At 38.0% G+C, this 12,161-nt stretch carries 12 protein-coding genes and 3 pseudogenes; 9 read left to right on the top strand and 6 right to left on the bottom strand.

The window, feature by feature from the left end; genetic code table 11:
* Positions 1-151: 151 nt before the first annotated feature.
* From KUH03_RS16600 to KUH03_RS46075, 3 genes and pseudogenes are all read right to left on the bottom strand, one after another.
* Positions 152-574 carry a tol-pal system YbgF family protein gene (locus KUH03_RS16600; RefSeq protein ID WP_257094905.1) on the bottom strand — a complete coding sequence of 141 codons (423 nt, stop codon included), beginning with the start codon at positions 572-574 and terminating at the stop codon, positions 152-154.
* A 190-nt stretch (positions 575-764) separates the two neighbouring features.
* Positions 765-1,947 (bottom strand): annotated as a pseudogene (locus tag KUH03_RS46080) (UDP-N-acetylglucosamine 4,6-dehydratase family protein).
* On the bottom strand, positions 1,944-2,495 hold the full coding sequence (locus KUH03_RS46075; RefSeq protein ID WP_306429619.1) for a nucleoside-diphosphate sugar epimerase/dehydratase: 552 nt from the start codon (positions 2,493-2,495) through the stop codon (positions 1,944-1,946). Before KUH03_RS46075 ends, KUH03_RS46080 begins: the two are co-directional and overlap by 4 nt.
* A 416-nt stretch (positions 2,496-2,911) precedes the next feature.
* Here KUH03_RS46075 and KUH03_RS16590 point away from each other — a divergent pair, with 416 nt between their 5' ends.
* The 3 genes from KUH03_RS16590 (at position 2,912) to KUH03_RS16580 (ending at position 5,002) form a co-directional block, all read left to right on the top strand.
* Positions 2,912-4,123, top strand: a complete 1,212-nt coding sequence (locus KUH03_RS16590; RefSeq protein WP_257094903.1) for an alanine dehydrogenase — start codon at positions 2,912-2,914, stop codon at positions 4,121-4,123.
* 220 nt (positions 4,124-4,343) lie between these two features.
* A complete protein-coding gene (locus KUH03_RS16585; protein ID WP_257094902.1) occupies positions 4,344-4,868 on the top strand; it encodes an alpha/beta hydrolase in 525 nt (174 codons plus the stop codon).
* Positions 4,865-5,002, top strand: coding sequence for a hypothetical protein (locus KUH03_RS16580; protein WP_257094892.1), 138 nt, complete (start codon positions 4,865-4,867; stop codon positions 5,000-5,002). The genes KUH03_RS16585 and KUH03_RS16580 overlap by 4 nt, the downstream gene beginning before the upstream one ends.
* 252 nt (positions 5,003-5,254) lie before the next feature.
* On the opposite strand, the gene KUH03_RS16575 is transcribed toward KUH03_RS16580, so the two are convergent.
* The 3 genes and pseudogenes from KUH03_RS16575 to KUH03_RS16565 form a co-directional block, all read right to left on the bottom strand.
* Entirely contained in the window at positions 5,255-6,046 is a 792-nt protein-coding gene (locus tag KUH03_RS16575; protein ID WP_257094890.1) for an ABC transporter ATP-binding protein, read from the bottom strand.
* A 23-nt stretch (positions 6,047-6,069) separates the two neighbouring features.
* Positions 6,070-6,480, bottom strand: a complete 411-nt coding sequence (gene tsaE, locus KUH03_RS16570; RefSeq protein ID WP_257094888.1) for a tRNA (adenosine(37)-N6)-threonylcarbamoyltransferase complex ATPase subunit type 1 TsaE — start codon at positions 6,478-6,480, stop codon at positions 6,070-6,072.
* Between the two features lie 12 nt (positions 6,481-6,492).
* A pseudogene (locus KUH03_RS16565) lies at positions 6,493-8,029 on the bottom strand (PglZ domain-containing protein).
* A gap of 274 nt (positions 8,030-8,303) precedes the next feature.
* Here KUH03_RS16565 and KUH03_RS46070 point away from each other — a divergent pair.
* From KUH03_RS46070 to KUH03_RS16550, 6 genes and pseudogenes are all read left to right on the top strand, one after another.
* A complete protein-coding gene (locus KUH03_RS46070) occupies positions 8,304-8,480 on the top strand; it encodes a hypothetical protein (protein ID WP_306429618.1) in 177 nt (58 codons plus the stop codon).
* 5 nt (positions 8,481-8,485) lie between these two features.
* Entirely contained in the window at positions 8,486-9,523 is a 1,038-nt protein-coding gene (locus KUH03_RS16560; RefSeq protein ID WP_306429617.1) for an HD domain-containing protein, read from the top strand.
* Positions 9,524-9,583: 60 nt separating this feature from the next.
* On the top strand, positions 9,584-9,721 hold the full coding sequence (locus KUH03_RS46065; protein ID WP_306429616.1) for a hypothetical protein: 138 nt from the start codon (positions 9,584-9,586) through the stop codon (positions 9,719-9,721).
* 37 nt (positions 9,722-9,758) lie between these two features.
* The gene (locus tag KUH03_RS46060) at positions 9,759-9,986 is read left to right on the top strand and encodes a hypothetical protein (RefSeq protein ID WP_306429615.1); all 228 of its coding nucleotides are present in this window, start codon (positions 9,759-9,761) and stop codon (positions 9,984-9,986) included.
* A gap of 1 nt (position 9,987) precedes the next feature.
* Positions 9,988-10,512 (top strand): UDP-3-O-(3-hydroxymyristoyl)glucosamine N-acyltransferase, encoded by a 525-nt coding sequence (locus KUH03_RS46055; protein ID WP_306429614.1) that lies wholly within the window; start codon positions 9,988-9,990, stop codon positions 10,510-10,512.
* 249 nt (positions 10,513-10,761) lie between these two features.
* Positions 10,762-12,160: pseudogene (locus tag KUH03_RS16550) on the top strand (bifunctional UDP-3-O-[3-hydroxymyristoyl] N-acetylglucosamine deacetylase/3-hydroxyacyl-ACP dehydratase).
* Position 12,161 lies beyond the last annotated feature (1 nt).

Genomic DNA, 12,161 nt, shown 5'->3' with positions numbered 1-12,161 from the left:
TGTGTATTTATGATTTCTTATAAATGTGCTTGTACTCTACCCAATAGACCATCGATAGTAGAAGCTTCTTGGCTTTCTGGAAAATCTGTTTTGATTTTTTTGTAAGCTGTTTCAGCACTTTTGTAGTCATTTTGTGCCTCATAAACAAGACCTAACTTTTTAGGAATAATGGAGTTGTGTATGAGTTGCTCGATTTTTCAGAAGCTTGTTTGTAATAATCAGCCGCTTTTTTATAGTCTTTTAACTCTGAATAAGCATCCCCTGTCAAACCAATAACTAGAGGGTCTAAGATTTGACTTCCTGTAGGGGAATATTTTTCCAATGCTTTTACAGCATCATCAAATTTACCTTGACGTAAGTAGAGACCTCCTAAATATGCATTTGCAATATTTGCAGATTTTGTGTTTGAATATTCGTCTGCAATTTGCTTGAAACCAAGGAATGCGCCATCTCCTGAAATCGCTTTATTCTGTAAAGAATCAATTGTAACAAGCTGCTCGGCTTTATACATGCGATTCGATGCTTCCTCTGCTCTTGGTTGCAAATAAAGTTTTTCGTATCCAAAGTACAGCAAAATCAATACAACGATACCACCTAAAATAAACGCAACGCTTTTTTGGTTATCCTGAAAAAAGATCCTTTTGAAGGTTTCAAACCTTGATTTGTATTATTTGTATTTTTAGACATTACTAATCAGTAAAATATGGTTGCAAAAATACACTTTTCGAGCAAATTTGCAAGTGTTTTACAAATTTTAAAGTGAATTAACTTTTGTTTTCGGACTCATTTGATAATTCGATTTCTTTATCCAGTTGTTCATAGATCGAATTTTTACTTTTAAATTCTGGAACAATGAGCTTCATTTGATAGACGACCTCATTTTTATTTTGAGTCGCTAATCGCAGTTTTAATTCCGCTAGTTTCAGACTTACAATGTTATAATTATTTTCGCGGACCTTGGCGATCATAATTTTCTCATGATGCGTCGGAAGGGTATTTTCCAGATCGTTTAAGAGTTCTTCATATAATTTTTCACCCGGTCTTAGACCGGTGAATTTTATTTCGATATCTTCATTTGGTTTGAATCCGGAAAGACGTATCATCTTCTTGGCCAGCTCAACGATCTTCACGGATTTCCCCATGTCAAAGACGAATATTTCTCCGCCTTGACCCATAGCACCAGCTTCTAGAACAAGCCGGCAGGCTTCGGGGATAGTCATAAAATAACGTGTAATCTCGGGATGAGTTACTGTAACAGGGCCTCCTTTTTGGATCTGATCTCTAAATCTAGGAATAACAGAGCCATTTGAGCCAAGAACATTGCCAAATCGCGTAGTAATAAATTTGGTATTGACCTCTCTATTCGATAAACTTTCCAGATGATTGTTTAGGGCTTGTACATATATTTCGGCAATACGTTTTGTTGCCCCCATAATATTTGTTGGATTAACAGCCTTGTCTGTAGAAACGAAAACGAATTTTTCGACCAGAAATTCCACCGCCAGATCAGCTAGGTTTTTGGTACCCATAACATTGGTTTGTACTGCTTCAAGCGGATGGTTTTCCATCATAGGAACGTGTTTATAAGCTGCAGCATGATATACATAATGTGGTTTGAATGTTTCAAAGAGTAAACGCATTCTTTTTACTTCTGATATCTGCTATATAAGTATGGTATACCTGATTTGGAAATTCGTCCTGTAAATCCAGTTGTAAATTGTGCAATGGGGATTCCGCCTGATCACAGAGAATAATCATTTGGGGTTCATATTTACCCAATTGTGAGGCGATTTCACTCCCTATTGATCCAGCGGCACCAGTAACAAGGATTCTTTTACCTTTGGTTTGGTTTAGGATATGATCATCATTGATTTTGATTGGATCCCGCTCTAATAGATCTTCAATTTTTATTTTTTGAATCTGATTGGGGTTAAGATCCCCATTCATAATTTTTTGACAGGTGGAAGTGTTAAGATACTTACATTTCGCTCTAAAGCTATATCCGTAATTTCGTTTTTGCGCTCTGAAGGAATATTGTGTGAGGCAATAATGACCTCTTCAACATTCAAGGTATTGATCAGATGATTGAACTTCTTAGATGAATAGATTTTCGTTCCATCAATTACTTTGTTGATCTTTTGATCATTATCATCCAAAAAGCCAATAATCGCATTTTTCGATCGTACATCATGATCTAATGTTCTTTTTACGGCGATACCGAGATCACCGGCGCCATAAATCAAGGTTTTCTTTCTGGTGCCATTGACTTTCTTTGTATAGAGAAAGAAAATTTTAATAATAGTTCGATATACCGTTAAAATTAAAAATGAGAAGAGCGCAAAGAAGATGATCAACGCTGTGGGAATATTCCGTTCAATTTCATTTGCTTGAATAATCAGTTTGATGATTAGAAGCATGAACACGCTAAATACTATGGTGGATAATATCCGGATGGAGTCAATCGCGCTTGTGTAACGAATGATCCCAGTATACATCTTGAATAAGTAAAATGATAGGGAGCAGACACTTATAAATAGAATATATCTTATGCTAAAATCTATGTCAAGGAGAAAATCGAAGTTAAAATCGTAATAAATGACGTTTGCAAGGAGATAGGCGATGGAAACACTGAAAATATCCAATAAAAAAATGATCCATCTGGGTACTATACTGATTTTACTTAGCATGGTAATAAATCTGATTAATTTAGACAAATGTAGATAATTTTGTTTCATTCCCATGGCCTTTGTATGGATTAATCTTTTACCCTATTTAATAACTACAGAACGTTGATAGGAACGCTATCTTGTCTGTAGCTCACCAACTAAGGAGCTGAGCAGCTTGTCAATTTTATCTTCGTTTGATTACATTGATTATTTATTGTAATTTTAACTAAAGTCAATTTAATAAAATGAATGAGTTAGGGAAGCTTGCGAGTCAGGCCATGATTTCTCCGAAAGAAATGCTTTTTGAGAAGAAAAAGAATGGGAAAAGTCTTTTTATTGGGATCCCAAAGGAGACCTCACTTCAGGAAAAGCGTATATGTCTGACACCTTTGGCGGTAGCATTACTTGTCGAAAACGGACATGAGGTATTGATTGAGACTGGAGCCGGAACCGGAGCGAATTTTTTGGATCACCATTATAGTGAACAAGGAGCTCGGATCGTGTCATCCAGAGAAGAAATATATCAAGCAGATTTGATCATTAAAGTTGGTAGTCCTACCGTCTCTGAGGTTAAATTGATGAAAGAAAGACAAGTACTCCTGTCTTCCCAACAGCCTTCCTTAATGAATATTGAGGTGCTAAAGGCGTTGATGCATAAGAAGATTACCGCAATTTCCTATGAATATCTGCGGGATGAAGGAGGGTGTTTAGCTGTGGTGCGGGCAATGAGCGAAATTGTCGGGGCGACAGCGACTTTGATCGCTGGGGAGTATTTAAGTAATGCTTTCGGTGGAAAGGGACTCATGCTAGGAGGTGTTACAGGAGTAGCTTCTACAGAGGTTGTCATTATAGGTGCAGGAACAGTTGGGGAGCAAGCTGCACGAACCGCCTTGGCGCTTGGCGCACAAGTAAAGGTTTTTGACAATTCAATTTATAAACTCCGCCGTTTGCAAAACAATCTTGGTAGTCTAGTATTTACTTCGGTTATTCAACCAATTATTCTTAATAAAGCAGTAATAAGTTCAGATGTCGTTATTGGCGCACTGCGGGCGCGCAATGGCCGTTCTGCTTGTGTGATTTCCGAAGAAACGGTTTCAAAGATGAAACCTAACTCGGTTGTGATAGATGTCAGTATCGATCAAGGTGGAAATTTTGAGACATCGGAAGTAACCTCACATGATAAACCTGTTTTTCGGAAATTTGATGTCATTCACTATTGTGTTCCTAATATCGCTTCTCGGGTCGCTCGTACAGCAACCTATGCAATGAGTAATATTTTCACGTCCATCCTGTTGGACTTCGCCGAGTTGGGCGGATTGAAAAATGCAATTTGGAAAAGCCCAGGGATAAGAAGTTCAATCTATCTGTACCAAGGCAACCTAACCAATGCCGATATGGCTTCCCGATTTAATATGACGGCAAAAGATTTGGATTTATTGGTAGTTTCTTCACTTTAGGGGACACCACATATTATATAATATAGATAATAGAGATGAAAAAAATTCTTATGATCTTATGTTCTTTGGTTTCGCTTGCAAAGGCTCAGGAAGTTATAAATCTTTACCCAGATACTATTCCGAATGCAACGGATAAAGATCAGGTTCTTTTGGAAAAAACATACCCAAATTATTTGTTTATACTCCAGCTGAAGGTGCGGCCAAAAATATAGCCGTACTTGTGATCCCTGGAGGTGGATACGCGCATATCGCAATGGATCATGAAGGGCATGCAGTCGCTCAGGAACTCGTAAGAAATGGATATTCGGCTTATGTATTACAATACAGATTACCCTCACCCAATATCATGCGGGATAAGAGTATTGGGCCGCTTCAGGATGCTCAACAGGCAGTACAATTGATTCGCACTTCCAATCCACAATTCAAAAAAGTTGGCGTTATAGGTTTTTCGGCGGGAGGGCATTTGGCATCAACCTTAGTGACCAAATTTAAGAAAGAATATATCCCCAACCCTTCACATGTGTCACTGCGGCCGGACTTTGCAGGACTAATATATCCAGTTATTTCTATGCAGAATGATGTGACGCATAAAGGTTCGAAAATCAATCTGATTGGAGAAAATCCATCCGAAGAACTTGTTCAATTATTCTCTTCAGATTTACAGGTTTCTCCTGAGGTCTGTCCTGTTTTTTTGTGCATGCCAAAGATGACAAATCTGTTCCGATTGAAAACAGCTACCGAATGATGGCAGCATTGGATAAGGTGCATGTCCGCAATACGCTCTATGTGTTTGAACAAGGCGGCCACGGCTTTGGATTGATCAACAAAACTTCTGAAAAAAATGGTTTGATGCATTTCTATCCTGGATTTCCACGTTGAATTAATCGAAAGGAATCCAGTGGGAAATTGTTAGATCAACCGCTTGGTTTTTCTGAGGGATTAGCTGTGAAATGGTTGTGCAATGTAGGTCAACCACATTGTTTGAAACAACGATTTCATAATAAAAGCCTCTAAATTTAGTGTCTTTTACAAAGAAAGGTGATTCTTCGGCGAGCATAATAGAAATCCATTCTTGATGAATTGCAATGGGCTTTTCACTTGCTATACCTAAATTTTGTGCTTGTTGGGGATTTAGGATATTACTTTTGCCAACAATTGTGCTGTATAAGGGTGTGATGGCTGGCTATATAATAGGTGTGGATTATTTTGATCTAATATTTTTCCTGATTTCATGACAATAAGGTTGTCTGCCAGCGCAAGCACCTCCGTGGGGTCATGCGAAACCAAAATTATCGTAAGACCCGTTTCCTTCACAATATCCTTGATGTCCTGTTGCAAGGTGTCGCGAAAAGATGCGTCCACTTGGTTAAATGGTTCATCCATCAATAATACCTCAGGTTCATTGATCAATGCGCGGCAGATCGCAACACGCTGTTTTTCTCCGCCACTGATATCGGCAACTCGTTTTTTTGCCAAATGATCTATGCGTAAGCGTTGTAAAATCTCTGCGGTTTTATCCTGCTTGCGTTTGATATCCGTATTGGGTAGCTGTGAAGCAACGTTATCCCATACATTCGCATAGGTATTTAAATCGTCGAATCCTTGCGAAACGAGTTTCATGGCATCATGTCCGGGTATTAGCTTGTCTTTGCGTGTGGGAACTTGCCAGCCTTTATACCGCACGACTCCGTCCGTAGGTTCTAACAAGCCATAGATTAATTTAAGAAGCGTACTTTTTCCACTTCCGGACTCACCGATGATAGCCGTTATTTTTCCGCCTTCAATATCAAAAGAAGCATTTTCAACAGCAAACTGTACATTGTTTTCATGGAAGGAGAAACTTAAATGTTCAGCGTGAATAGCTGCTAACCCCGGTACCTGGATATCTGAAGGAATATATTGACAAGACGATGAATGAGCCATAATGGAATATGATAAAAGATAGATTAACGGATAGATATTTTTCGGGTAGCAGCGTCTATGATGCTGATATGTATTTCTTTCGCTTCTTCGGGCAACAAATTTGGTATTTTTTCAGGCCACTCCATAAAGCAATATGCTCCCGAATCGAAATATTCTTCATAACCAAAGTCAAATGCCTCCTGTTCATCTTTAATCCGATAAAAATCAAAATGATAGATTGGCCCGCTATCGGAATCATATTCATTAACAATCGAGAAGGTAGGACTCGACGTGCTATCTTTTACACCTAATTGTTCACACAAATATTTTATAAAGGTGGTTTTTCCTGCTCCCATTGGGCCATATAACAGAAAAATTCGATCCTTTGGAAACCTGTTCAAAAGAGTTTGGGCTGCAACAGAAAGATCTGCCGTTGTATTTACGATAATTTCCATGTTGCAAAATTACTATTTCGGCAAGTATGTCGCAAAGGGGATGATCATTTCTTCCAATGATATTCCTCCATGTTGGAATGTTCCGTTAAAGTAATTAACAAATTGATTGTAATTGTTTGGATAAACAAAGTAGGAATCCTCTTTGGCGAATACATAAGTTGAGCTAACATGAAGCTTGGGCAACTGTGCATCATGGGGATTTTTATCGTAAATACATCTTTTTCAATGTAGTTTAGATTTTTCCCTTGTTTATAGCGGAGGTTTGTATTTGTATTTCTATCTCCAACGATTTTGCTCGGTTTTTTTACCCGAATCGTCCCATGGTCCGTTGTGATAATAACACGTACTTTTTTCTGTGAAAGCCATTTAAGGGTCTCTAAAAGAGGTGAGTGTTCAAACCAGGATAAGGTAAGCGAACGGTATGCCGCTTCATCATTCGCCAGTTCACGGATCATGGAGCTGTCCGTCCGTGCATGGGATAACATATCAACGAAGTTGTAGACCAGGACATTGAGCTGATTATGCATCAAGTTCCCTAAATTATCTAAAACGTCCTTACCTTGTTCAAGTGTTAAAACTTTGGTGTAAGAATGTTTTATCGGTTTACGATATAACCTTTTGACCTGATCCTCCAGAAATTTGTCTTCATATAAGTTCTTACCACCCTCATCCTCGTCATTTTGCCATAACTTTGGAAACCGTTTTTCCATTTCTAATGGTGTTAAGCCGCTGAAAATTGCATTTCTTGCATATTGGGTTGCAGTTGGAAGGATGCTGAAATAGTTGATCTCCTCTTCCAGTCTAAAATAATCTGTAATCACCTCGTTGATGATTTTCCATTGATCAAAACGCAAATTATCTATCAGGACGAAAAAGGTAGAGATTTCATCTTCAAGTACTGGAAATACTTTCTTTTTAAACAACTGATGGGATAAAATAGGTGAATTTTCCGGGCGATTGATCCAATTGATATAGTTGTTTTCTACAAACTTTGAAAATCGCATGTTTGCTTCCGACTTTTGCATGGTCAGGATTTCATGCATGTTGTTGTCATCAAGCTTTTCAAGTGATAATTCCCAGTAAACAAGTTTTTTATATACTTCTGACCACTGATTGAAATCCAGATCGTCATTTAAGATCATACCTAAATTGCGGAAATCTTGCTGATAGGCCATAGAAGTTTTCTCATTGACAATACGTTTATTTTCAGTGAGTTTTTTTATCGTCATCAAAATCTGCTTGGGATTTACAGGTTTGATTAAATAATCATCTATTTTAGATCCGATGGCATCTTCCATGACATGTTCCTCTTCATTTTTGGTGACGAGCACGATAGGAACTGTAGGATTAATGGACTTGATGATCGCAAGTGTTTCGAGCCCAGTTAGCCCCGGCATGTTTTCATCCAGAAATATTAAGTGAAAAAACCATTTTTAAAGGCTTCAACCGCATCATTTCCATTGTTGACTGTGTCAACTTTATACCCTTTACTTTCTAAAAACAAAATATGAGGTTTTAGAAAGTCAATTTCGTCATCAGCCCAGAGAATATGTGTTTTTGCATCTTGTTATATATGTCTACTATAAGAGAGGTTGATATGTTACTCAAATTGTAACAAAAGAAAATACCTCGTTCATTGAATGGATTTCAATATCGTGCTAACATAAGCAAATATCGTGCTTTAGATTTATTTTTAACATTTCTTAACGATGAACTAACTATCTTTGTTTTAAGTTTATATTAGTGATAACCATAAGTTTGTGTTTTACACAAGCGGGTTTTCTATTTAATATGTTGAAAAGTAGCATTAATTTATCGCCGCATTGAACAAAAATAAAATCATCAATGATCCTGTATACGGGTTTGTTGCCATTCCTACGGGGTTGGTCTTTGACCTTGTACAACATCCCTATTTTCAGCGACTTCGTTATGTTAAACAGGTGAGTATGACTCATCTGGTCTATCCAGGGCGTTACATACACGATTTCAGCACGCGATAGGAGCGATGCATCTGATGTCGATGGCATTGGAGACGCTTCGAAGTAAAGGGGTAGAGATCTCTGAAAAGGAAGAAGAAGCTGTCTTAGCCGCGATTTTGCTACACGATATCGGTCACGGTCCCTTTTCCCATTCATTGGAACATAGTTTGATTGCAGGCGTTTCACATGAATTGCTTTCCTCTTTGTTGATGGATCGGATAAACCAGGATTTGGGTGGGAGATTAAGTATCGCGATTGATATCTTTAATAATAAATACACTCGAAAATTTCTCCATCAGCTTGTCTCCAGCCAATTGGATGTAGACCGGATGGATTATCTGAATAGAGACAGCTTTTTTACTGGCGTTTCTGAAGGTGTAATTTCATTTGACCGCATTATTAAGATGTTGAATGTAGTGAATGACGAGATTGTAGTTGAATACAAAGGACTTTATTCTGTGGAAAAATTTATTATTGCACGGAGACTGATGTATTGGCAAGTGTATTTACATAAAACAGTTATAGGGGCAGAGCAATTATTGATTAAAATTTTACAAAGAGCAAAATATTTGACAGCATCTGGAGTAACACTCTTTTCTACCCCAGCATTCCATTGGTTTTTGAGTCAGGAGATTGACCTAACAAATTTTATGGCAGACCCGTTGCATTTGGACTGGTTTACTCGTTTAGATGATACAGATATTATGTCAGCGATAAAAACATGGGAGCTGCATGAGGACAAGATTTTGAGTAAAATGTGTCAGCGAATAATGAAAAGAGACCTGTATCGTTCAGTGATGAGCAATAAACCCTTTTCTCCAGATTATATCGAGCTGGTAAAAACCAAAGTGCAGGAGTGCTTGGGTGTAAAGGAAGAGGATCTTCATTATTATGTGTTTACACAGGAAATTCATAATCGCGCATATAACCCTTCCAATGATCAAATCAAGATATTATTGAAATCGGGAGAGCTTATTGATATTACTGAAGCATCGGATCTTGGAAATTTAGAAGCATTGTCAAAAATGTGTCCAAATACGCATTATGTTATCCGAAAGAGGTAGGATATATTGCAATTCCTTCCATCGGATAGTTATTTTTAATAAAAAACATAGATTTGTACCATGCAATTTACTGCTCAACAAATAGGGACATTATTAGAAGGAAGGATTGAAGGGAATCCTGAAGTTACTGTAGGTAACCTTGCCAAAATTGAGGAAGGTAAAAAGGCGATCTTTCTTTTTGTCAAATCCAAAATATGAGCATTTTATTTATACTACTGATGCATCAATTGTCATTGTGAATGAAGATTTGCAATTGATGCAAGAGACCAAACCCACACTGACGATTATTCGTGTTAAGAATGCCTATGCTGCTTTCTCTACCATATTGAATATGTATAATGAGTTTCGTCTTGACAAAAGTGGACGTGAAGAACCTTGTTTTATACACCCTGAGGCAACAATAGGAGCAGGGGGTATATTGGAGCGTTTGCGTATATTGGTAAGGGGTTACGATTGGCGATAATGTGAAGATTTATCCACAGGTTTTTATAGGGGATAAAGTTACGATTGATGATAATACGACCCTTTATCCAGGAGTAAAGATCTACCATGATTGCAAGGTAGGTAAGAACGTTGTTGTTCATTCCGGTGTCGTTATTGGCTCTGATGGTTTTGGTTTTGCCCCTCAGGAAGACGGTTCTTATAAGAAGGTCCCACAAATAGGTTATGTTCAAATAGAGGACAATGTTGAGATTGGCGCGAATACTGTGATCGATAGAGCTACCATGGGTGCGACTATTGTGCGTGACGGTGTCAAATTGGATAATCTGATTCAAATTGCACATAACGTTGATATTGGTAAAAATACAGTAATTGCTGCGCAGACAGGTATTTCTGGAAGCTCAAAAATTGGAGAGCGAGTGGTGTTAGGAGGACAAGTTGGTGTCGTAGGACATATTGTCGTGGCCAAAGGCTCCCAAATACAAGCTCAATCGGGCGTTAATCGGTCAATTAAAGACGAAGGAAAAAATGGGGCGGCACACCTGTGATGCCATATCAGCCTCAGTTACGCTCAAATGTGATATTTGCGCGCCTTCCAGAGTTAGAGAAACGCATCCAAGAGCTAGAAAAATTAATAGAATCAAAGTTAAAATAATCTTTTTCATTGAAATAAACTGTTATTTAATTGTAATGAAGCGATCATGAGCAGTCTAGCTTGCTGCTATTTCGATATAAATATTATAATCTCATGATGGTTTTGTCAAAAGAAGTTTTGATTTAAAAATATGTTATTAGAAATGAATGTGAAACAGAGAACCATCAAAAACGAGGTTGAAATTTCGGGGTAGGTCTTCATACAGGAAAAATTGTATCGATGACGATCAAACCAGCTCCGGAAAATCACTGGTTTAAGTTCAGACGTGTAGATTTAGAAGGTCAACCTGAGGTTTTGGTTGATGCAGATAATGTTACAGACACTTCCAGAGGAACCACTATTTCTCAAAATGGAGCAAGTGTCAGTACAATCGAACATTTAATGGCATCATTAATTGGTCTGCAAATCGACAATGTCCTGATTGATATTGATGGTCCTGAAATTCCAATATTGGATGGGAGTTCAGCAATTTTTGTGAAATTGTTAGAAGAAGCGGGGTTTGAAGAACAAGATGCGGACAGAGATTATTATGAGATCTCCAGTAATATTCATTATGCAGAGCCAGAACGTAAAGTTGAGATCCTAGGAATGCCTATGGATGATTATCGTTTGACCTGTATGATTGATTTCAATTCACCTGTTTTGGGTAGTCAACATGCTGCGATTACTTCTATAGAAGATTTTAAAGCAGAAATAGCTTCTTCACGTACGTTTTGTTTTCTACACGAATTGGAGATGTTAGTCGACCACGGACTCATTAAAGGAGGGGATCTAAGCAATGCAATTGTTATTGTTGATAAAGAAACTTCTCCTGAGGAATTACAGAAACTTGCTCACCTTTTTCATAACGATACAGTCGCCGTTGCAAAAGAAGGTATTCTGAATAATATTCAGTTGCGTCATCAGAATGAGCCTGCCCGACATAAACTGTTGGATATGGTTGGTGATTTGGCACTTGTAGGTCGACCTCTGAAAGGCCATATTATGGCTGCTCGTCCGGGACATGCTGCAAATGTCGCCTTTGCAAAGAAAATCAAAGAGCAGATCAAGAAAGATAAAACACGTAAAAAAATAAAAGTTTACGATCCAAATATGCCAGCGTTGTATGATACTGTGGAGATTATGAAAATCCTTCCGCATCGTCAGCCAATGCTTATGGTCGATAAGATTTTAGAATTAACCGAGACACATGTTGTAGGCTTAAAGAATGTAACCATGAATGAAGACTTATTTATGGGACATTTTCCCGAGCTCCATTATTCCCCGGTGTATTGCAAGTTGAAGCAATGGCTCAGACTGGAGGTATCTTGGTACTTAAGACTGTTCCAGATCCTGAAAACTGGCTAACATTATTTCTCAAAATTGAGAATGCACGTTTTAAAGCACAAGTAACCCCTGGGGACTGTGTTATTTTTAGATGTGATCTCATGGAACCAATCCGGAGAGGTATTGCGAAAATGAAAGGTGTGGCCATGGTGGGAGAAAAAATAGTCTGCGAGGCAGAACTTATGGCACAGATCGTAAGAGTAAATAACAACTAAA

The sequence above is a fragment of the Sphingobacterium sp. E70 genome, from assembly GCF_019285695.1.
GTDB classification, from domain to species: domain Bacteria; phylum Bacteroidota; class Bacteroidia; order Sphingobacteriales; family Sphingobacteriaceae; genus Sphingobacterium; species Sphingobacterium detergens.
This window is presented reverse-complemented; position numbering and strand designations above follow the sequence as displayed.

Bases quoted from the DNA above. Each gene is read 5' to 3' on its own strand.
- KUH03_RS46065 (WP_306429616.1), top strand. From the start codon at position 9,584: ATGCAATTTACTGCTCAACAAATAGGGACATTATTAGAAGGAAGGATT.
- KUH03_RS16580 (WP_257094892.1), top strand. From the start codon at position 4,865: ATGATGGCAGCATTGGATAAGGTGCATGTCCGCAATACGCTCTATGTG.
- KUH03_RS46075 (WP_306429619.1), bottom strand. From the start codon at position 2,495: ATGTATACTGGGATCATTCGTTACACAAGCGCGATTGACTCCATCCGG.
- tsaE (WP_257094888.1), bottom strand. From the start codon at position 6,480: ATGGAAATTATCGTAAATACAACGGCAGATCTTTCTGTTGCAGCCCAA.
- KUH03_RS16590 (WP_257094903.1), top strand. From the start codon at position 2,912: ATGAATGAGTTAGGGAAGCTTGCGAGTCAGGCCATGATTTCTCCGAAA.
- KUH03_RS16560 (WP_306429617.1), top strand. From the start codon at position 8,486: ATGCATCTGATGTCGATGGCATTGGAGACGCTTCGAAGTAAAGGGGTA.
- KUH03_RS16575 (WP_257094890.1), bottom strand. From the start codon at position 6,046: ATGGCTCATTCATCGTCTTGTCAATATATTCCTTCAGATATCCAGGTA.